Origin of the sequence: Sphaerospermopsis sp. FACHB-1094 (assembly GCF_014696195.1) — a bacterium.
Taxonomy (GTDB): Bacteria; Cyanobacteriota; Cyanobacteriia; order Cyanobacteriales; family Nostocaceae; genus Sphaerospermopsis; species Sphaerospermopsis kisseleviana.
The window spans coordinates 21,516-41,514 of record NZ_JACJPT010000019.1 but is presented as its reverse complement, the minus strand read 5'-3'; the positions used below and the strand labels follow the sequence as shown (position 1 = coordinate 41,514).

Here is a 19,999-nt window from a genome sequence, read left to right as displayed (position 1 = left end):
GTTTTTTGGGTTAGCAATCTTGGCACTTCAGGGGAAACGCATCTAAATTATCTTGACAGAATACTATTAATAATGACGAATTATGCAAAAGTGGTTATCAATTATCGGCATCGGTGAAGATGGAATTCAGGGATTAAGTGCGATCGCTCTTTCTATTCTTAACCAAGCTCAAATTATCATCGGTGGGGAACGTCATTTAGCAATGTTACCACCTGAAGATAATAGGGAAAAAATTACTTGGAAATCTCCTTTTAATAATTCTATTCAAGAAATTATCAACCTACGTGATACAGGCAAATCAATTTGTATTTTAGCTAGTGGCGATCCAATGTGTTATGGTGTGGGTGCTACTATTATTAAACATATTCCTATTGATGAACTTACTATTATTCCCTCACCTTCCGCTTTTAGTTTAGCTTGTTCTCGGTTAGGTTGGAACTTTACAGAAACAGAAACTTTAAGTTTATGCGGTCGTCCTGTTTCTCTCTTGCAATCTTATATTTATCCTGGTGCTAAATTCTTAATTTTAAGTGCAGGTAAAAACACACCGGAAACTGTTGCTGAAATCTTAAAAAACCGGGGTTATGGGAATAGTAAAATCACAGTTTTAGAAAGAATGGGTAGTGTTAATGAACGGATTTTAACAGGATTTGTCAATAATTGGAATCATCAAGATATCGCATCTTTAAATACAATTGCCGTGGAATGTATTGCAGATTTAGGAATAACTGGTTTATCAAGATTTCCCGGTTTACCTGATAGTGCTTTTCACCATGATGGACAATTAACAAAACGAGAAGTAAGGGCGGTGACATTATCAACATTAGCACCTTTACCCGGTGAATTACTTTGGGATATTGGGGCGGGTTGTGGTTCTATTTCTATAGAATGGATGCGAAGTAATATTAGATGTGGGGCGATCGCTATTGAACAAAATCAGAATAGACTAAATTATATTGCTGATAATGCTGCTGCTTTAGGTACACCCAATTTACAAATTATTGCTGGAAAATCACCAGAAGTTATCCAAAATTTACCCACACCTGATGCTATATTTATCGGTGGGGGAGTTACAGCACCAGGATTATTTGATATATGTTGGGATGCTTTAAAAAGAGGGGGAAGAATGGTAGCTAATGTTGTGACTTTGGAAGGGGAAAAAACCTTATTTGAATGGTATGAAAAAGTAGGGGGAAATTTTACCAGGATATCTATTCAACGTGCAGAACCTATTGGTAAATTTTTAGGTTGGAAAGGGATGGCTCAAGTCACGCAGTGGGTAGGATATAAATAAAATGTGATATATGTGATATATGTGATATAATTTTATTATTATACTCTTTGTAATATCACTTTAACACAATTTTTTTAACAAAAACCTACCATGAATCAAACCGCTATCAATCTTATTGCTATCTCTGTTTTCCTGATGACGCTTTCTACTTTATTAGGTCCATTAATCAATCTTTCCCCAACTATCCCCGCTTTAACTATAATTGGATTTTTAGGTATTGCGACTTTAGATAATTTCAGTTTTCAAGGAAAAGGAGGAACGATAGTTTTAGATTGGTTGGCGCGATTTTCTCCTACTTATAAAGAACGCATTCTACATCATGAAGCAGGACATTTTTTAGTTGCCCATTTATTAGGAATTAGCGTTACTGGTTATACTCTCAGTGCGTGGGAAGCTTGGAAAATTGGACAACCGGGACAAGGGGGAATAATATTAGAAGATAATGAAATTGCTCAACAGTTGGAACGGGGCAAAATTGGCGTTTCAATGGTAGAAAGATATTGTAATATTTGGATGGCGGGAATTGCTGCGGAAATGTTAGTTTTTAAGTCTGCTGAAGGTGGTGGAGATGATAAAGCTAAGTTAAATCAATTTTTAACAGCTTTGGGTTTTGAGGAGAGAATTTTTGAACAGAAACAAAGATTTCATTTATTGCAAGCTAAAAATTTGATTCAGGAAAATTGGGATAGTTATCAAAGTTTAGTGGAAGCAATGAGAAAAGGGGTTGCTGTTGAAGAATGCAAAAAGGTAATTGGTGAAATTGCGACATAATAGAAATATAGAAATAGAAACTATCTATTGAGGACAGGGAAAAATGTATCAAACAGATCCGCCACTTTCCCCCAAAGAAACATTACCCACAATGTATGATCTACCCAGCGAAGATCCAGAGGAGAAAGGTTTGCCAGATCAATTTCATTTATTACAACCACAATTATTATCAGAAACTTTTACTCCTGGTAATTATAATATGGAGGAAATATTTACAGCTAGTGAAATGAATCTGTATTATGATTCTCGTCATCCATTGTGTTATAAACGTCCTGATTGGTTTGCGGTTTTGGGTGTACCATATTTATATGGTGATCAAAAAGATTTAAGATTAAGTTATGTAGTTTGGCAAGAAGGAGTTAATCCTTATATTGTGGTAGAATTACTATCACCAGGAACAGAAAAAGAAGATTTAGGTCAAACACTGCGAGATGTGGAAAAACCACCTGGTAAATGGGAAATTTACGAGCAGATTTTAAGAGTACCTTATTACGCCATTTTTGATCGTTATCAATCTGAATTTAGGATGTTTCAATTAAATGGCGTTCACGAAGTGTCTCTGAAAGAGAATCGCTATACCGAAGCAACCTTAACTGATAATCGTTTTTGGATCCCCAGCATAGAATTAGGTTTGGGAGTTTGGGAAGGTAGTTATAAAAATGTCAATATGCCTTGGTTGCGGTGGTATGATAAAGATGGTAATTGGGTATTAACTCCCACAGAATTTGAAAGACAACGCGCAGATCAAGAAAGACAAAGAGCAGAACAGGAGAGACAAAAAACAGAAAGATTAATTGCCCAATTACGTGCTTTAGGTGTTGAACCTGATATAGATTAAAAATTCAGATCCCCGACTTCTACCAAGAAATCATAATTTATTGAGATGATTAAATTAAGAAGTCGGGGATCTTGGATATCACGATTTTTATTGTCCGCGTCCTGGTTTACAGTCTGCAAAACCTAAAGCTTCTGTATCCAAAAAACCGGCTATAGCCATTTCTAAAACAGCTTCAACTGGATATTCAATTTCTGTTGCATGGTTAATTAAAGCAGTTCTAATTCTTTCTGGTAAATGTTCTAAAATGATAGCTGCATCAATAGAAGAAAGTTTTTCTAATTGCATAAATTAAGCCACATTAATTAATTGTTCTAAAGATTTAGCAATAGGTAAAGGTTTTCCATCTTCTTGATATTCAGAGACCAACATTTCTATTACTTCCTGAGCATTTTTCACAGCTTCTTCATAAGTGTTACCATGAGTATGATATTTTTGAGTAGGAAATTCAGGTAAATGAACTAAATAACATTGATCTTCATTACTCCAGTGAATAATGATAGTATAGGGTAAATTCATTGTTCTGACTCCTCTTTTTGAATTGATTTTAATTTCGCTAATTTTTCTTTAACTTCTTTTTCTATATACAGTTTAGCATCATCTCCATCTTTTCCAGAAATAGTAATAGGATCTTCTGGTAATAAAGGATGATACCAACCAGTATGACTTCCTTTTGCTGAACGGTAAATAAACCCAGCTTTTTTAAGTAGACTTTTTAATTCTCTGATTTTTTTAGGCATTTTTTGAACATAAATATTATCAAGGTATCTCAATGGATGTTAATTTGATACCAAGGAGCAATAGAACACTCTATACAAAAGATGGTGAAAGCTAACCATAGCTCTAATTTTATGGCATAACTAATAAATAGTAATGATGCTTTTTGCAGAACTGACCAACTAATTAAAATTGATTTCGTAAACACTCATGTCTTCAACTCCCCAGTATCTTAGCGGTAACGATATTCGCGCTTTATTCCTCGACTTCTACACCCAACGGGAACACCAACCCCTCCCCAGTGCATCCCTCGTACCGGAAGATCCCACCGTACTGCTAACTATAGCGGGGATGCTACCATTTAAACCCATATTTTTAGGACAGCGCACACCGGAATTTAAACGCGCTACCACTTCTCAAAAGTGTATCCGTACCAATGATATCGAAAATGTGGGACGGACAAAACGCCACCATACATTTTTTGAGATGTTGGGTAATTTTAGCTTTGGTGATTATTTTAAAGAACAAGCGATCGCCTGGGGTTGGGAAATTTCCACACAAGTTTTTGGTTTACCTCCTGAACGTTTAGTAGTTAGTGTATTTGAAGAAGACGACGAAGCATTTAACATCTGGAAGGATAAAATTGGAGTTCCAGAAAAACGCATTAAACGCATGGGAGAAGATGATAACTTCTGGGTTTCTGGTCCCACCGGTCCCTGCGGTCCTTGTTCAGAAATTTATTATGATTTTCACCCAGAAAAGGGAGATGATCACATTGATTTAGAAGATGATACCCGATTTATCGAGTTTTATAACTTGGTATTTATGCAATATAATCGGGACGCAGAAGGAAACCTCACCCCATTACAAAATAAGAACATTGACACCGGAATGGGTTTAGAGAGAATGGCGCAAATTCTCCAAAAAGTTCCTAATAATTATGAAACAGATTTGATTTTCCCGATTATTGAAACTGCGGCGAATATTGCTAAAATTGACTATCATCAAAGTGATGAAAAAACCAAAGTTTCTTTAAAAGTAATTGGTGATCATGTTCGTTCCGTAGTTCACATGATTGCTGATCAAATTCGTGCTTCTAATGTTGGTAGAGGTTACATTTTACGTCGTCTCATTCGTCGCGTGGTTAGACATGGTAGATTAATCGGAATTTCTGGGGAATTTATTAACCAAGTTGCAGAAACTGCAATTTCTCTTTCTGAATCAGTTTACCCCAATTTGCGCCAAAGGGAAGCAGCTATTAAAGCAGAATTAGCCAGAGAAGAAGCTAATTTCTTGAAAACCTTAGAAAGAGGTGAGAAGCTGTTAGCAGAAATCATCCAAGAGGTAAAACAAAAAGGTTTAACTGACCTTAGCGGAGAAAGTGCATTTACCTTATATGATACCTACGGATTCCCCTTAGAACTAACTCAAGAAATTGCTGAAGAACAGAATTTAACAGTTGATGTTGATGGTTTCAAAGCAGAAATGCAGAAACAGATAGAACGTGCAAAAGCAGCACATGAAACCATTGATTTAACTGTACAAGGTTCTTTGGATAAACTAGCAGAACATATCCACTCTACCGAATTTTTAGGATATAATCAATCAGCAGCAACCGCAAAAATAGAAGTTTTGTTAGTTGCTGGTATTTCCCAAGAAGAAGCAGAAGCAGGTACAGAAGTACAAATTGTCCTGGATAAAACCCCATTTTATGCGGAATCAGGGGGACAAATTGGAGATAAAGGATATATTTCCGGTGATGGAATTTTAATCAGAATTGAAGATGTGAAAAAAGAATCTGATTTCTTTGTTCACTTTGGTAAAATAGAACGAGGTACAATTAGAATCGGTGATCAAATTACCGCCCAAATTGATACTTTTTGTCGTCGTCGATCTCAAGCTAACCATACAGCAACCCACTTATTACAAGCAGCATTAAAGAAAGTTGTTGATGAAGGAATTTCCCAAGCAGGATCTTTAGTTTCTTTTGATAGCTTGCGGTTTGATTTTAACTGTCCTCGCGCTTTAACTGCGGATGAAGTTCAACAAGTTGAAGAATTAGTAAATACTTGGATTTCTGAAGCCCATGCTGCTAAAATTGAAGTATTACCTTTAGCAGAAGCAAAAGCTAGAGGTGCAGTGGCAATGTTTGGTGAAAAATACGGTGAGGAAGTACGAGTAATTGATTTCCCCGGTGTTTCCATGGAATTATGTGGGGGAACTCACGTTAATAATACTGCGGAAATTGGCGTTTTCAAAATTATTTCTGAAGCGGGAGTTTCTTCAGGAGTGAGAAGAATAGAAGCGGTTTCTGGTGCATCGGTTTTAGATTATTTGAACGTGCGAGATCAAGTAACTAAAGATTTGTGTTTTCGCTTTAAAATTAAACCGGAAGAAATACCCGACAGAATCACAACTTTACAAACCGAACTTCGCAACAGTGAAAAAACAATTCAAACCCTAAAATCACAACTTGCAATAGTGAAATCTGACAGTTTATTGCAAACTGCGGAAACCGTAGGAGAACATCAAATAATTGTTTCTCAACTGGAAGATGTAGATGCAGAATCATTAAAAGCTGCTGCAGAAAGATTACTGCAAAAAATTGGTAATGGTGCTGTGGTTTTAGGTTCTATTCCTGAAGAGGGAAAAGTAAGTATCGTTGCTGCTTTTAGTTCGGAAGTGAATAAAAAAGGAATCCAAGCAGGAAAATTTGTAGGTGCTGTAGCGAAAATTTGCGGTGGTGGTGGTGGTGGAAAACCCAATCTCGCGCAAGCTGGGGGAAGGGATGCAAGTAAGTTACCGCAAGCTTTGGAAACTGCGAAAAATGATTTATTAGCAGGGTTGAAATAGGATTTTATGGGGTAGGTATATTGCCTACCCAAATTTTTGTTATGCTGTTTTATTACATTCTTTCTAGTGCATCAACGCAACATCTTGACCAATATTTTATGACTATTGACGCTTTTGTTGATAATGGGTATGCTCCAGGTAGAGAATTTTGTGAGCAATTTCTGTTAAGTCCTGAATTTACTCTTCAAAGCCTCCAACCTATTTTATTAGGTTCTAGTCGGCTCAAAAAAGCTGAATTAGCAGCCGAGATAGCCAATGCACTTGAACAAGGTAAGGTTACTCCAGAAACAATATTACTGGAATATGTGAAACAGCGAAAAACATGGTTGAGCTTGAAATTGGGTACTCATGTTCTTACACCAAATCTAAAACCTGCTGCATTATTTTTAAAAGAGTTTGGGGATGATGGTTGGTACGGACCAATTCAGGAAGCAAATCAACCCCATAAAAAATGGTATATCCGAACTCATAAAATTGATGATTCAAGTAATCGAGCAGATAAACGTGATATTCGTTGGTCTGTTATTGCAGAAGTAGCAAAAGATTATGTAGCTTTATTTTGGAATGGATTTAGTTTGAGTTCAACAATTAGTGAACGTATAGAAGCTATTCAATTTCCATTTTGGCATTATATTCCTGAATTTATTGATGAATTAGCTAATCATTGTCAAGCAGACTGGAAACTTCCTAATCTTCATAAACTTGTTCTCCATGATATGTGGGATAAATATCTTAATAAATCAATAGATGGCATTGCTTATAAATGGAAACACTTACGCATTAGGGCAGAAGCATCAGGATTGGCCATAAATGCTCGCAGTGCTGGAGTTTCAGAGATTGATGTGAGAGGATTACAAGCTTTGTCAGAAAGACTAGCTAATTCGGTTTTACAAAAACTGGGTTTGGTAGGTGATCCTGAAAAAATGAGTAATGCTGAAGATGCAATTTTGTTAACCTTGATTAAAGAGTGGGGTACTAAATCCTATGAATTTGAGTTGGATAGAGAACTAACACCAAGCGAACTAGAGGCAGAAACATTAAAAAAAGTTACAAGAAAACCTCTCATTAAAACACACTGCTATTTTGGACTTAAACCAAATTCCAAAACCCAAGACTCTTTTCTACATCTAAAATGCTATGGTAGTAGTACCTCTGTTCTTGAATTTCTGCTAAAAGAGCTTGGATTTTAAGGCTAAAGCCATGACTAGCTTCATCCACAAGAGTCCTGTGGACATCTTATCTGAAAATCAGAAGGCTGAACTAAGTAAGCATTTTATGACGGCATCAACCAGTGATGTAATGCCGCATCAACTTGCTGTGCAGTTAGGTATAGAATACTCTGAAGCTCTTGCCATCTTAGCAGACCTTGAAGCTAGAGGGATTTGTGACATGAAACTTCTCATATATCATAATTGTGATCCAGATATCCCAGTAGATGCAATTCCTTACGGTACTGGATTTCCTGATTTACCGTGGACTTGTCCTCATTGTGAAAACACTGTAGAAAGTTATGATGAGCTATCTTTTGATCTGATGGCAAAATCCAAACAAACACCTGAAATTGTTTAATTGAATTATGCCAAGTCAAGATGAGCTTGTGGAATTAATAATTAATGCTATGGATTCTCTAGAATCAGGAAATCCAGCATTAAATAAATTAGCTTCTTATTTATATAAAGCAGATGATAAACTACCTGAATTTTTAGACAAACTTAAAATATATACAGAATTAGAAAACCCCACACGCTCGCAAACACAGGAAGCAGGTAAACTTCTCGAACAAATTGTACTTTTATTATTTAAAGGTCTAAAAGGTGTACAAAGTATTAAAAGTTTTCAATCTGCTGGACCTCAATATGATTTATTAGTCAGTGGTGATGATATTGCTTGGAAAGGAGTATGCAAGACTTTATATCTTGAATGGGAACAGAGAGACATAGTAGTTGAAGCAAAAGCTACAAGAGAACCTTTACCTCATAAACAATTTGCTCGACTATGTAGCATAATGGAACATCATTTAAGAGGTGCTGGGTTGGGAATTTTTGTTACATTAAATGGAGCTTCAGGCTTTCCAAAAAGAGGTGATTCACGTCAGAGGAAAGCTAGTGATTGTAGACTTACACAAGTAGTTTTTCATGCTAAAACCAATAAGATAATAGTTGTTTTAGAAAAAGAGGATTTACTTGAATTAACTAAAAATGGTTCTTTGATTGAAGTATTAACTAGAAAAATAAGAGATTTATCTGAATTAAGTGGTCTTTCGACTGCTCCAGTTGATAATTATCAGGACATAGATTTACCGCCACATTTACAAAGTATTTATGAATCTAATAGTTAAAAATATTTTAAAACATCACCTTTTATAAATTCTGCCATGCTGCATCTTCCTCTGGTTTTAACCAATCTTGTGCCAGCGAAAATTCACTCATAATCGTAATTTTTAACATCTCTTTTTGTTGTTGTTTAGTTTTTAAAAACTGCACAAAATCTAAAACCTCTTGTAACACAGGTTCAGGTAGTCTTTCTAACTCCTGCGTAATTTGTTCTCTAATTGTCATTGGATTTTTACCTTTTCCTAACTATCAATAAATATCATATCAAATTCAGCAGTAAGTATAAAGTAATTAGACTTATATATTCACTGCAACTTTACCAAAAATTGTAGAAGGTTCTGGTATAAGTTTTCCATCTTCTTTCAATACTTCCAAATACAATTCTATAGCTTCTTTAATCATAATCATAATTATAACTTTATTAGAAAATTTACCAATCTAATCAACCATGCAAAAACTTACAAGAATTACCCGTAACCCTGAAGTAATGGGTGGTAAGCTGTTACACAGCTAAATTGTATAATCCTAATATTCTGAACTCTTGTTTAACAGGCAAGATGCCTGTTCCACTTATACAAATTAAATGCACAACAGCTTAAACCCTGCATCCGAGGAATGTGCATGACCGTTGGTACTATCGTTGGTTTAATGGCATCTGGGCACAGTTTAAATGACATTATCAAAGCTTATCCCTACTTGGAAGAAGCCGATATTTATGAAGCATTGTTCTATGCGGCTTTGCGGGATCAATAAAATGATATAGAACTTTCACTAAACTTTCCATTTATATGGTCAACTTATTTAATAAGTCAGGGATTTGATATATAATCAACTTAGTCATTATTTCTCTATTATCTTCATATTAAAAACTATGCTCAAAAGTATAAAAATAGAGAACTTTCGCTGCTTTAAATCTTTTGAACTTCAACAACTAGGTAGAATTAATCTGCTAGTGGGTGAAAACAATAGCGGTAAAACGTCTATATTAGAAGCTATTCAGCTTTTATGTTCACGAACTAATCTTGAACCACTCGGTGAAATAATGATTAACCGTGGTGAGTATTTTTGGAGTGATGATCCAAGAGAAGAGCGTGAACTTGATGTCTGTCATTTATTTTATGACCATCAATTTGATATTGATAGTCAATTTTCTATTTCAGGAATTAACGACGATGTTAAAGAAGAGTTTTCTGTCAATATAGGAAGTATAAAGTTACATATTGATGCTGATTTAGAGGAGTTAGAAGAGTTAGACGAAGAAAAAAAAAGAGAACTTATTGAAGAATTATCAAGTAATTTCAAAAGCCTAAACTTCCGAGTAATTTGGAATAGAGAAAATGAAGCTAAAGAAATTGTAAATATGCCTCTGTTAGATAATAATTGCTTATCCTTGAGACTGATTAAACGTTCTAGCCGAGACAAAAAAAATCAATTGAATAAGACAATATTTGTCAATGCTTCCTCTCTAAATACTACAAATATGAAAGAATTATTTGAGGAAGTTGTATTAACTCCTGAAGAAGAACTAGCAACAGAAGCATTGAAAATAATTGATCCAAAAATTGAACGTATTGCTACAGCAAATGTCCAAAAAACTAATAAGATAGCGAGATTACGTCCTGCGGTTGCTGACTCACATACTGGTTTTTTTGTCCGTCTTAGTGATAAAAAACAGCGTGTACCAATTGGAAGTATGGGTGATGGTGTGTGGCGAATATTAGGACTTGCATTATCTATAGTATCAGCTAAAGATGGTTATTTATTTGTAGATGAAATAGATACCGGACTTCATTTTACTACAATGTCCGGTATGTGGAAAATGATTTGGGATACAGCGAAAAAATTAAATGTCCAGGTTTTTGCAACTACCCATAATAGTGATTGTTGGAAAAGTTTAGCTGAAATTGCAGAACAAGAAAATGTCACTGATGATGGTATTAGGATTCATAGAATTGAGAAAGATAAATCAAAAAGTATAGTTTTCAATGAATCTCAAATGGTCATTGCTGCGGAAAGAGAATTGGAGGTACGTTAGCAATGGCAAAAAATGATAAACCTAAAAAATTATTAGTTGAAGGTCAAGATGATTTACGAGTGATACCAGAATTAATTGAAAAAAATGGGATTTTCTGGGGTAATAAGAAAGAAGAAGCAATTATATCAATTCAAGAATGTGGAGGTTATGAAAATATTACTTCTGATCTCATAGAACCAGGGAGACAAATACATCAAGCTATAAAGTATAATATTTTAAATCCCAACAATCCTAAAGTGCAGGGGTTTATCAATTGGTTTAAAGAGTTATATGATTTGTGATTAAAAATATCCCCAACTTTTTAAAGGAGTCAGGGATCTAAAAATACATATTTAAAAGTCACTAATTTAAAATTCACTAATTTAAAATTCACTAATTTAAAATTCACTAAAAATTAAGATTCCTGTTCAGGAGGACGATTTTGCAAAATATCAAGAATCCGCCGATTTTCAGTTTGCAAACCCCGCACATCCATCTGTATTTCTCTAATCTCAGACTGCATCTGCATCATATCAGAACGCATATCTCTAATTTCCAAGACCAAAGTATCAAAGTTACGCTGCATAGTTTCAAAATTACGCTGAATCGTATCAAAATTACGCTGATGATGAGTAGCAGTTTCCAATAAAGCACTTACCGCTAATCGCATATCAATAAGCTGATTTTCCATTTTATCCATCCTTGCTTTATCTTCATTACTCATATTTTTAAAACTTCACAACCTGGTAAAGTATGATCTTGATTATAACGGAATGTGATATAATTATTTTCTAATTAGTTTCCTAGAACACCGATTCATTAATCGTAAGGGCGAATAACCGTAAGGGCGAAGCATTCAGACAGAATATGAACTGGTTTCAGCGATAGGTTATCACCCGAATGCTTCGCCCCTACAAGGTAAAAACAGATTACCTAGCATTACTGAATCGACGTTCTAGTGGAAGTGCAAATTGCGTATAATCTATTTGTCAAGTTAAACACCAATTATTACACATCAATTCTATATAATCCCAAATCCTTATGAAACTTAACTTATTAAAACCACTGGCGTTTATTGATTTAGAAACCACAGGAGTAGATATAATCAAAGATAGAATTGTACAAATTGCTATCCTCAAAGTATTTCCCGATGGAAGGGAAGAACTGAAAAACCAGATAATTAATCCCACAATTCCTATTCCTCCTACTGTTTCATTAGTACATGGAATTTATGATGAAGATGTAAAAGATGCACCGACATTTTCAGAAATTGCTGTTGACTATTTAAATTTTCTTGATGATAGTGACTTAGCTGGTTTTAATTCCAATAAATTTGATATTCCTCTGCTGGTAGAAGAATTTTTACGTGCAGGACTTTGTTTAAAATTATCAGGGAGAAATTTAGTAGATGTGCAAACTATCTTTCACATCATGGAACGACGCAATTTAAGAGCAGCTTATAGGTTTTATTGTGGTCAAGATTTAGAGGGAGCGCATAATGCAGCAATTGATATTTGTGCTACCTATCAAGTTTTTAAAGCACAAATTGAACGTTATGAAAATGTAGAATATAGTAATGATGGTTCTCCTGTTCCTGTACCAATTACTAATGATATTAAAGTTTTAAGTCAGTTGACTACATTTAATTTTTTAGATCCTAGTAATAAATTGATTTATGATGAACAGAAGCAAGCTATTTTGTTTAACTTTGGTAAATATAAAGGTCAAAGTTTGTTAGAAGTTTTTTTCAAAGATCCCGGTTATTATGACTGGATGATAAACAAAGGAGATTTTTCACTATCTACTAAGAAAGTTTTGAAAAGAGCTTGGAAAGCGATGCATAATTCAGACAATAGGAAACATATCTCTTGAGGGAATACCTTTATTTATACCCTGGGAAAATAGTGACTTTGAGAAATTTAGTCCCTTTTTCCCAAGATATTCGGGGGTATAAAAAGCAAACTTTATTGAGATTATGTTTTATTTACCAATTCTAAAAAACGTTTTATTTCCGGTCCATCTTCCTCCGTAACTGTTTCGATATTCGTCATTTTCTCTATCAGAACCAAATATTTATGAAAGTTCTTTCCAATTTGGGGAAAATCTATCATCTTACTTTTACAAGGTAGATAAATTTTTCCTAGTGATGAAATATCATTGACAATTCTCTCATGTAATAAATGTCCTTTAAGATGCCACAACAAACATTGACTCAAACAAACTAAAGCATCAATAGCAACTTGTGGTTCAGTGATGCGATTTTTTAGCTGATCTAAAACAAAATATGCTACTTTTTCCACATCATGTATTGTAGCTCGCCATTCCTTGGGTTGACCAAGACTGATAATTCTCGCTAAAGCCCAAAAAGCTTTTTGACGTAACGCTAAATGTTGATTAGCTTGGATAATAGACTGTAATCTAATGATATTTCTGCTAGAAGGTTCAGCACAAATGCCAAAAGAGTTAAGTAAATAAACAGCGCGGGCTTGGTTTGATATTTCTGAGAATTGTTGGTAAATTAACTCGCCAAAATCTGACCACAAAAGTTTACCAGGAGTGTGGGCGATCGCTGAATATAGTTCATCATTAGATAGAAATTGAGATAACCCAGACTCAAATTTTCGCAAAATCCAACTATGATATTTTTGCTCCAACTCTCTACTTTCAAAGTTAGCATCAGAAGGTAGAGCTTGAATAATATTAGATAAAGCCCTGACTGCCAATGTTTGCCTTGTTTTTTGTAAGTCAGTATTATTATTTCCTATTTCCAACCATTGCAACAAACTTTGAACAATTGATAGACGATTTGCAGCTTTAAGAGTTTGCTTTTCTAGGTCATTTATTTGATCATAAACATTCCCACCTGGATTTTGAGAAAGGCTTAATGACACTCTACCCCATTGAGTAAATTGTACCTGAATACTAGGATCTATCTCAATACCAATACGTGCGCGGAGAATCTTGGGGATATCTATACCTATAACAGGTTTATCATTTCCCTCTGTGGGAGTAGATTTTTCTGTGTCTATACTTTCTATTTCATCCGCAACTACTAATTTAAACCGACAATCTGGACGATCACGATGTACCAATGTTAGTAACAATTGCTCATCAAATGTATATTCAACTTCCAGATTTAAATAATCTCCAGGTTGAATATTAGCAGCCCTAATTTCATCGGTATTAACGTAGCGTCTGCGTTGTAAAGTTGTATTTTGGTTTGGTTTTGAACCTTCACCTACCCAAACTTTAAATTCAATCAAACCTGTTTCCTCTGGTAAACGAAATCCACTTAAATTTGCATGATAAGGATATTTTTGACCATGAGGAATTAATAATTCCAGTTTTGATTCTTGACTATTGGGATCTTGTACTTCCAGCCAAATACTTGTAGGATTAATATTTTCACCTTTGATTGTCCCAGAAGCGTAAAGTGACGCACCACGAGCAACAGCTAAATCTGGATTTCCTTGTGATAAAATCAGAGTTCCTGGTAAAAGTCTTTCTAAACGTTCCCGAATTAAGGGAAAATAAGTCATCCCCCCATTGAGCAAAATAGCATCTACTTTTGGTAAACTTCCTAACCGATCTTTCGCTTTTAATAGCACATCCAAAACAGGAACAACAAAAGTATCACGCCGATCTGTAAATGGAGATTCATCAAAAGCTGTTTTTGGATCTAATTTTTCAATTAGCTCAGGTTTAATATCTAAACACAAAAGGTCTTTCAATGCCTCTTGCATCTGCCGATAGTTGATCTTATAGAATATAGAAAAATTACCATCTAAAGCAATATAATCAAATGGCAAGCTAAACTCTTCTTTATCTGGATAAGAAAGATATTCTGCCCCCCAAACTTGCTTAAATTTCTCGGCATAAATTCTTAATTCATGCCAGAGTTTTTTCTGATCAGGTGCAGATAATTTCTGAATTTTGCTATTTTTAGCAAATAAATAATCCACAATTCTTTCATCAACCTGATCACCACCAACTCTGGTGCGAGATCCAATAGCAATATCATCAATTAAAAACTGAGAAATCTGACTATTCCATTCCACTTTATGTAAGGAAGTATCTAATGTTCCTCCTCCTAAGTCATAGACAAGAATATTTAAAGGGCGACTGGTATCTAAATCAGCAAAAATATCTCCATTTAGCAATCCGTGAAGAAAATCATATAAAGCTGCTTTTGGTTCTGGTAATAAGACAATATCATCTTCTTTCCAACCAGCTAATTTAGCCGCTTCTCTTGTGGCTTTGATCGCATCAGGTTCATAAGATGCAGGATGAGTAATTACTACACCACCCCCCAGATCAACTTGAAAGTCAAGTAACTTCTTACGACAAAATTTTAAAACTTCGCTGGCTGCTTGTTCTGGTTTAATTTTACCAATAGTCAATTCATATTCAAAAGGTTTACCATCTTTGAGAGTACCAATATCATGTTTCCAAGCCAAAATTGTTTGATCTCTAAAAGCATAGTATTGACTACGGACGTGCTTACCAATTTCTGAATTATCTAATTTAGAAAACCGCACAGAAGAAGGAATCAATTGTGTTTGTTGTAATGCACCATTTTCACCTCTCACAGAAACACCAATAGCATTGACTGCTAATTTTTGTATTAGTGCTTGCTTTGCCTGTGCTATCACTGTATTAGTAGTTCCTAAATCAATACCCAAATAGGTAGGTTTTAGGACATTAGTCAGAAATTCAATATAGTCTGCGGTTTCTCGCAGTCTATTTCCAATCTGGTTATTACCAATAGCTACAGTTTTAATTCCCTTTTTTTTCAAAGATGCAAATAAATTTGCATAGTCATTATCATTGCTAACTACAGCAATGATTTTAATATTTAAAAGAGAATTATTAATTAATTCTTCCGCAGTACGGAAAATTAAATTATCAACTTCTTGACGAACAATATCAACTCCTGGAGTTAATTCAAAGCGGTATTCTAAAGCACGTAATCTACTACCATAGACGGCTCGTAACGCTGGGGTATTGGAAAATGCCCGCCGTTCTTTGATATTGCCATACTGTCTACAAATATCTTCTATTTCTTGCAGTTCGGGTTTAATATTATCAAGATCAAGTAAGATAGCTACATTAGACATCTTTTTTTCTCCCTTGTATTTATGGGTAATTTGGTGATTGAAAATCTGTATATGTTCCAGAAGTTCCAGAATTATATGTTATGGAAGCAAGCCAGGAAATAAATTCCCTGTCTGATAGCTAAAGTCGGTTAAAACCGACTAGAACGTTGACAGTAGGGGCGAAGCATTCGGACAGAATATCAATTGGTTTCAGCGATAGGTTATCACCCGAATGCTTCGCCCTTACGATTAATGAATCCGTGTTCTAGATTTTAGGATATTGAAGATAAAATTTCCTTTATTGATCGCTATTTAACTCTCTAACTTTTGCTGGTGTGATGACTGTTTCTCCTACTTTCCATCCTGGTTGAGTACACTCTACTTGTTTAATTTCCTCCTCATTAGCAAAAGGCTTTCCTTCGATATAGGCATATTCTGAAAGCTGATTTTGAGAAATTTGTAATTTAGCTTTTAATGATTTAGGATAACTTTCAATTCCTAATTCCTGAAATATTTTCATCAGGTTACGGAGGATAATAAAAACAGTCAAAGCTTGATCAGAATCAAGTTCCGGTTCTCCAGTTTCTTCAACTTGTGATTCTAATAAACTAATCATCTGCTGTATTTGATTTAAAGCAGGTTGTCTACCATTTTGTAGAGAATTAGCGATTTCAATTACAGCTTTTTGACGTGCTTGGTTACGAGTTTGTTCTAACTCCTCCTCTAGTGCTAATTTTTCTTGTTGTAAAATATTAATTTGAGTTCTCAAGTCTCTCTCAATTTGATCCTTCTCTTGATCCTTAAATTGAGCATAGTCATCTTTTATGTCAGCACGGGTTAATCGAAAACGCCTCATCAAAGCCATGCTAAACTCTTCAAGTTTAATATTTAGACCGGCGGCAATTATTTGCTGAAAAGCTTTTGATGCTGCAAACATTGGTTTAGCATCTTCAGGAACTAATTCTGGTAGTTGGGCAATAATAAAATAAGTTTTATCTTGATTGTTATGAAAGTAATCTATCGCTTCATTCAGTTGAGTCTTACGATTAATTCTCTCAGCATCTATCTTGCCATCTACAAAACCATATTTATCGTGATTAAGTATAACTTGAATAGCTGTCTGTGATGCTTGATAAACTTCCTGGGGGGTGAGTCTTTTATATCTGGAAATCTCCTGATAAAATTCATCTGCTTCCGCTTTTTCTGATTGGGGAATTATACTTAATATTTCACCCCAAGACTCTTGATGATGTTCGATCAAGATGCGAATAGCGTTTTGGATGATTTTCGCTTTCTGTGCCAATTCTTCATAAGGTCGGGGTGTAAAATCTTTATATTTTTCTTCTATAAATAATAAAAATTGTCCCCAAGGATTCTTTTCTAAAGTTTCTAGATCAAATGCTTCCTTTAAAGAGCGAAAATTGCTTTTATCCCCTTTTTTCTTGGGACGTTCAAATACAGTCTCTTCTTGACGTTTGATTATGGGTTTGGATGTTGGATTATTCATCGTATTAATGTGATCTTGACTGTGAACTTATTTGCTCTTTCATGATTGGGAATACTGCAAGATATGATTTATCCTGTTTTCGCCAATGGTCTTTTATAGCTGTATACAGAGTAGTTAGGACATCAATTTATTATCATTAGACATCTCCGTTAATTAAATCTGCATCACCTGAAATCCTTGTAGGGACAATTCATGAATTGTCCCTACCATTATTTTCGGAGAGGTCTATTATTATCAAACTTTGACCACAAGAGGTTTTTACTCCTGACTCCTGACTCCTGACTCCTGCTATAACTGATATGTGTTTTATTGCTTGATGTCGCAATTCACCTATCTAATGTCATGATAATCACATTTCACCATAATTGCAAGCACATCATAGCTGATTCTTGAGGTAATTTTTTAGTTGCTTTTTAAGTTTATTTCAGTAAAAACCGAAGTGTTGATTGCTGCAATCTAGTTATAAATACTGTCCAATTTGTTTAATTGTGTTTTTAAAATTTAAGTAAATTTACAATTTATCAAGCTTAAAGATTAAAAATATATTGATTTTTTGGCTTAGTGATCATTTCCGACAGTAGCAATCAGAGGAAATACTAAGTAATTCCTAAATTTTGCGTTGAATTTATATCAGTAATTTTACGTTAATTTAATTTGCTTATTATTTGATTATCATTAATAAATTTTTATAAACTATCCAGAAAATTGTTATTCAGTTCTTTAGCATTCAATCTATAACTAATGTGCATTTTACTATTTCCTAATTTGTGATTATTTTATTAGATTAGAAAATCTTTATTTAGAGGCGATCGCTTGCAGTAGCAATAACCCAGTAATTAACTTATTATACATCATACTCAATACAAATCTAACAACTAAGGGCGGTTTTACCGCCCCTAACATCAATCGTAACTAAATAAAAACAACTTACTTCTTAGCTTCAGCAATGGGAACCCACTCAGTATGGAAAGTTCCTTCCTTATCAATACGTTTGTAAGTATGAGCGCCGAAGTAGTCCCGTTGTGCTTGAGTCAAGTTTTGAGGTAAACGAGCGCGACGGTAGCTATCGAAATAATCGAGAGAAGCACTAAAAGCAGGAACAGGAATTCCCATTTTAGCAGCAGTAACAATTATTTCCCGCCAAGCAGCTTGTCTATCCAGAATTGTTTGCTTAAATTCAGGTGCTAACAATAAGTTAGGTAATGCTGGATTTTCGTCAAATGCTTTCTTAATCTTATTCAAGAAACCAGCGCGAATAATACAACCACCTTTCCAAATTCGAGCCATTTCACCCAAATTCAGACCCCAATTATAGGCTTGAGAAGCGGTAGAAATTAACGCCATACCTTGAGCATAAGAGCAGATTTTGGAACAATAAAGTGCATCCCGCACCATGTTCACAAAAGTTCTTGTATCTTTAAAGATTGTGGGAGCAGGACCAGTTAATTGTTGAGATGCGGCAATCCGTTCTTCTCTAATAGAAGAGAGAATCCGGGAATTAACAGCAGCAGTAATTGTAGGAATAGCAACGCCTAATTCCAAAGCAGTTTGTACGGTCCAACGACCAGTTCCTTTTTGTCCCGCAGCGTCAACAATTAAATCAACCAAAGGTATCTTCGTTTCTGGATCAACGTAGGGGAAAATATTCGCGGTAATCTCAATCAAAAATGAATTGAGTTCGTCGGTTTTATTCCACTCTGCAAATACTTGATGTAGCTGTGCAGCATTCAAACCACCGACATTTTTCAGCAAATCGTAGGCTTCTGCAATTAACTGCATATCGCCGTACTCAATGCCGTTGTGAACCATTTTTACATAGTGACCAGATCCACCGGGTCCAATATAGGTTACACAGGGACCATCATCAACTTGTGCAGCGATTCTGTTGAAAATGGGGGATAGATACTCATAGGAACTTTTTGTACCACCGGGCATGAGAGAAGGACCATTTAACGCGCCTTCTTCACCACCACTCACACCCATACCGATATAGCGTAAACCAGTGGGTTCTAATTCTTGAGTGCGTCTTTCGGTATCTTCAAACCAAGAGTTACCACCATCAATAATGATGTCACCTTCTTGCAGTAAGGGTTTAAGCTGTTGAATTACCGCATCAACAGGTTTACCAGCTTGCACCATGACTAAGATTTTGCGGGGACGTTCTAATGAAGCGACAAATTCTTCCAGGGTATAAGCTGCTTTAACATTCCGTCCTCCAGCGCGGTTGGCCATGAAGGCATCGGTTTTTTCACGAGAGCGGTTGTAAACTGCAATTGGGAAGCCATTACGCTCAACGTTTAGAGCGATATTTTCGCCCATAACGGCTAATCCAATCACACCAAAGCTTTGTAGTGTCATAGTTCAAATGTTTTTTGGGTTTGGCTAACTCTTGCAGATGCTTTCATCTTTAAGGGTAATCCGAGATTTTGGCTTCACTCCTAAAGAAGACATTAAGAGTTGAGGTAAATGGCAAAAATCACATCTAACACCAAGAATTGGTTTTGATTTGTATCTGAGTCAACAATTCAATGACAAATCAATAACAAAATTCGCAAAATGGAAATACGGCAGATGAGAAA

20 protein-coding genes are annotated in these 19,999 nt (G+C 35.2%); 11 read left to right on the top strand and 9 right to left on the bottom strand.

The window, feature by feature from the left end; genetic code table 11:
- Positions 1-82 precede the first annotated feature (82 nt).
- From cbiE to H6F47_RS08610, 3 genes are all read left to right on the top strand, one after another.
- Positions 83-1,294: a precorrin-6y C5,15-methyltransferase (decarboxylating) subunit CbiE gene (gene cbiE, locus H6F47_RS08620; protein WP_187040044.1), complete on the top strand. Its 1,212-nt coding sequence runs from the start codon at positions 83-85 to the stop codon at positions 1,292-1,294.
- Positions 1,295-1,384: 90 nt separating this feature from the next.
- Positions 1,385-2,065: an ATP-dependent Zn protease gene (locus H6F47_RS08615; protein ID WP_190648610.1), complete on the top strand. Its 681-nt coding sequence runs from the start codon at positions 1,385-1,387 to the stop codon at positions 2,063-2,065.
- A 43-nt stretch (positions 2,066-2,108) separates the two neighbouring features.
- Positions 2,109-2,903: a Uma2 family endonuclease gene (locus tag H6F47_RS08610; RefSeq protein WP_190347633.1), complete on the top strand. Its 795-nt coding sequence runs from the start codon at positions 2,109-2,111 to the stop codon at positions 2,901-2,903.
- An 87-nt stretch (positions 2,904-2,990) separates the two neighbouring features.
- Here H6F47_RS08610 and H6F47_RS08605 read toward each other — a convergent pair whose 3' ends face one another.
- The 3 genes from H6F47_RS08605 to H6F47_RS08595 are packed head-to-tail and all read right to left on the bottom strand — an operon-like array spanning position 2,991 to position 3,640.
- Positions 2,991-3,188 carry a hypothetical protein gene (locus tag H6F47_RS08605; RefSeq protein WP_190648607.1) on the bottom strand — a complete coding sequence of 66 codons (198 nt, stop codon included), beginning with the start codon at positions 3,186-3,188 and terminating at the stop codon, positions 2,991-2,993.
- 3 nt (positions 3,189-3,191) lie between these two features.
- Complete coding sequence (locus H6F47_RS08600; protein ID WP_137668281.1) at positions 3,192-3,419, bottom strand: type II toxin-antitoxin system HicB family antitoxin; 228 nt, start codon at positions 3,417-3,419, stop codon at positions 3,192-3,194.
- Positions 3,416-3,640 carry a type II toxin-antitoxin system HicA family toxin gene (locus H6F47_RS08595; protein ID WP_190648604.1) on the bottom strand — a complete coding sequence of 75 codons (225 nt, stop codon included), beginning with the start codon at positions 3,638-3,640 and terminating at the stop codon, positions 3,416-3,418. Before H6F47_RS08595 ends, H6F47_RS08600 begins: the two co-directional genes overlap by 4 nt.
- Positions 3,641-3,827: 187 nt before the next feature.
- Between H6F47_RS08595 and alaS the strand changes: the two genes are divergently transcribed.
- The 4 genes from alaS to H6F47_RS08575 are packed head-to-tail and all read left to right on the top strand — an operon-like array spanning position 3,828 to position 8,808.
- Positions 3,828-6,470 (top strand): alanine--tRNA ligase, encoded by a 2,643-nt coding sequence (gene alaS, locus H6F47_RS08590; protein WP_190648601.1) that lies wholly within the window; start codon positions 3,828-3,830, stop codon positions 6,468-6,470.
- Between the two features lie 41 nt (positions 6,471-6,511).
- Entirely contained in the window at positions 6,512-7,660 is a 1,149-nt protein-coding gene (locus H6F47_RS08585; RefSeq protein ID WP_236104100.1) for a hypothetical protein, read from the top strand.
- A 10-nt stretch (positions 7,661-7,670) separates the two neighbouring features.
- Complete coding sequence (locus H6F47_RS08580; protein WP_137668278.1) at positions 7,671-8,039, top strand: rubredoxin; 369 nt, start codon at positions 7,671-7,673, stop codon at positions 8,037-8,039.
- A 7-nt stretch (positions 8,040-8,046) separates the two neighbouring features.
- Complete coding sequence (locus H6F47_RS08575; RefSeq protein WP_137668277.1) at positions 8,047-8,808, top strand: hypothetical protein; 762 nt, start codon at positions 8,047-8,049, stop codon at positions 8,806-8,808.
- A 22-nt stretch (positions 8,809-8,830) separates the two neighbouring features.
- Here the strand turns inward: H6F47_RS08575 and H6F47_RS08570 are convergent, their stop codons facing one another.
- Both H6F47_RS08570 and H6F47_RS08565 read right to left on the bottom strand, forming a co-directional pair.
- Complete coding sequence (locus tag H6F47_RS08570; protein ID WP_137668276.1) at positions 8,831-9,028, bottom strand: DUF2281 domain-containing protein; 198 nt, start codon at positions 9,026-9,028, stop codon at positions 8,831-8,833.
- Positions 9,029-9,100: 72 nt separating this feature from the next.
- Entirely contained in the window at positions 9,101-9,205 is a 105-nt protein-coding gene (locus H6F47_RS08565; RefSeq protein ID WP_242027361.1) for a type II toxin-antitoxin system HicB family antitoxin, read from the bottom strand.
- Positions 9,206-9,424: 219 nt separating this feature from the next.
- Here H6F47_RS08565 and H6F47_RS27840 point away from each other — a divergent pair, with 219 nt between their 5' ends.
- The 3 genes from H6F47_RS27840 (at position 9,425) to H6F47_RS08550 (ending at position 11,119) form a co-directional block, all read left to right on the top strand.
- Complete coding sequence (locus H6F47_RS27840) at positions 9,425-9,556, top strand: DUF433 domain-containing protein (RefSeq protein ID WP_242027360.1); 132 nt, start codon at positions 9,425-9,427, stop codon at positions 9,554-9,556.
- 118 nt (positions 9,557-9,674) lie between these two features.
- On the top strand, positions 9,675-10,838 hold the full coding sequence (locus H6F47_RS08555; RefSeq protein WP_190648597.1) for an AAA family ATPase: 1,164 nt from the start codon (positions 9,675-9,677) through the stop codon (positions 10,836-10,838).
- Positions 10,839-10,840: 2 nt separating this feature from the next.
- Positions 10,841-11,119 carry a DUF3226 domain-containing protein gene (locus tag H6F47_RS08550; RefSeq protein WP_190347638.1) on the top strand — a complete coding sequence of 93 codons (279 nt, stop codon included), beginning with the start codon at positions 10,841-10,843 and terminating at the stop codon, positions 11,117-11,119.
- Positions 11,120-11,232: 113 nt separating this feature from the next.
- Here the strand turns inward: H6F47_RS08550 and H6F47_RS08545 are convergent, their stop codons facing one another.
- Positions 11,233-11,541 carry a hypothetical protein gene (locus tag H6F47_RS08545; RefSeq protein ID WP_096568114.1) on the bottom strand — a complete coding sequence of 103 codons (309 nt, stop codon included), beginning with the start codon at positions 11,539-11,541 and terminating at the stop codon, positions 11,233-11,235.
- Between the two features lie 317 nt (positions 11,542-11,858).
- Here H6F47_RS08545 and H6F47_RS08540 point away from each other — a divergent pair, with 317 nt between their 5' ends.
- A complete protein-coding gene (locus tag H6F47_RS08540) occupies positions 11,859-12,689 on the top strand; it encodes a 3'-5' exonuclease (RefSeq protein WP_190347639.1) in 831 nt (276 codons plus the stop codon).
- Positions 12,690-12,790: 101 nt separating this feature from the next.
- On the opposite strand, the gene H6F47_RS08535 is transcribed toward H6F47_RS08540, so the two are convergent.
- The 3 genes from H6F47_RS08535 to gndA form a co-directional block, all read right to left on the bottom strand.
- Positions 12,791-15,934, bottom strand: coding sequence for an Hsp70 family protein (locus tag H6F47_RS08535; RefSeq protein WP_190648594.1), 3,144 nt, complete (start codon positions 15,932-15,934; stop codon positions 12,791-12,793).
- Between the two features lie 277 nt (positions 15,935-16,211).
- The gene (locus H6F47_RS08530; protein WP_190648591.1) at positions 16,212-17,420 is read right to left on the bottom strand and encodes a hypothetical protein; all 1,209 of its coding nucleotides are present in this window, start codon (positions 17,418-17,420) and stop codon (positions 16,212-16,214) included.
- A gap of 927 nt (positions 17,421-18,347) precedes the next feature.
- Complete coding sequence (gene gndA, locus H6F47_RS08525) at positions 18,348-19,778, bottom strand: NADP-dependent phosphogluconate dehydrogenase (protein ID WP_096568110.1); 1,431 nt, start codon at positions 19,776-19,778, stop codon at positions 18,348-18,350.
- Positions 19,779-19,999: the final 221 nt, after the last annotated feature.

Bases quoted from the DNA above. Each gene is read 5' to 3' on its own strand.
- alaS (WP_190648601.1), top strand. From the start codon at position 3,828: ATGTCTTCAACTCCCCAGTATCTTAGCGGTAACGATATTCGCGCTTTA.
- H6F47_RS08550 (WP_190347638.1), top strand. From the start codon at position 10,841: ATGGCAAAAAATGATAAACCTAAAAAATTATTAGTTGAAGGTCAAGAT.
- gndA (WP_096568110.1), bottom strand. From the start codon at position 19,778: ATGACACTACAAAGCTTTGGTGTGATTGGATTAGCCGTTATGGGCGAA.
- H6F47_RS08545 (WP_096568114.1), bottom strand. From the start codon at position 11,541: ATGAGTAATGAAGATAAAGCAAGGATGGATAAAATGGAAAATCAGCTT.
- H6F47_RS08570 (WP_137668276.1), bottom strand. From the start codon at position 9,028: ATGACAATTAGAGAACAAATTACGCAGGAGTTAGAAAGACTACCTGAA.
- H6F47_RS08540 (WP_190347639.1), top strand. From the start codon at position 11,859: ATGAAACTTAACTTATTAAAACCACTGGCGTTTATTGATTTAGAAACC.
- H6F47_RS08580 (WP_137668278.1), top strand. From the start codon at position 7,671: ATGACTAGCTTCATCCACAAGAGTCCTGTGGACATCTTATCTGAAAAT.
- H6F47_RS08595 (WP_190648604.1), bottom strand. From the start codon at position 3,640: ATGCCTAAAAAAATCAGAGAATTAAAAAGTCTACTTAAAAAAGCTGGG.
- H6F47_RS08555 (WP_190648597.1), top strand. From the start codon at position 9,675: ATGCTCAAAAGTATAAAAATAGAGAACTTTCGCTGCTTTAAATCTTTT.
- H6F47_RS08610 (WP_190347633.1), top strand. From the start codon at position 2,109: ATGTATCAAACAGATCCGCCACTTTCCCCCAAAGAAACATTACCCACA.
- H6F47_RS08605 (WP_190648607.1), bottom strand. From the start codon at position 3,188: ATGCAATTAGAAAAACTTTCTTCTATTGATGCAGCTATCATTTTAGAA.
- cbiE (WP_187040044.1), top strand. From the start codon at position 83: ATGCAAAAGTGGTTATCAATTATCGGCATCGGTGAAGATGGAATTCAG.
- H6F47_RS08585 (WP_236104100.1), top strand. From the start codon at position 6,512: ATGCTGTTTTATTACATTCTTTCTAGTGCATCAACGCAACATCTTGAC.
- H6F47_RS08530 (WP_190648591.1), bottom strand. From the start codon at position 17,420: ATGAATAATCCAACATCCAAACCCATAATCAAACGTCAAGAAGAGACT.
- H6F47_RS08600 (WP_137668281.1), bottom strand. From the start codon at position 3,419: ATGAATTTACCCTATACTATCATTATTCACTGGAGTAATGAAGATCAA.
- H6F47_RS08575 (WP_137668277.1), top strand. From the start codon at position 8,047: ATGCCAAGTCAAGATGAGCTTGTGGAATTAATAATTAATGCTATGGAT.
- H6F47_RS08565 (WP_242027361.1), bottom strand. From the start codon at position 9,205: ATGATTAAAGAAGCTATAGAATTGTATTTGGAAGTATTGAAAGAAGAT.
- H6F47_RS08535 (WP_190648594.1), bottom strand. From the start codon at position 15,934: ATGTCTAATGTAGCTATCTTACTTGATCTTGATAATATTAAACCCGAA.
- H6F47_RS27840 (WP_242027360.1), top strand. From the start codon at position 9,425: ATGACCGTTGGTACTATCGTTGGTTTAATGGCATCTGGGCACAGTTTA.
- H6F47_RS08615 (WP_190648610.1), top strand. From the start codon at position 1,385: ATGAATCAAACCGCTATCAATCTTATTGCTATCTCTGTTTTCCTGATG.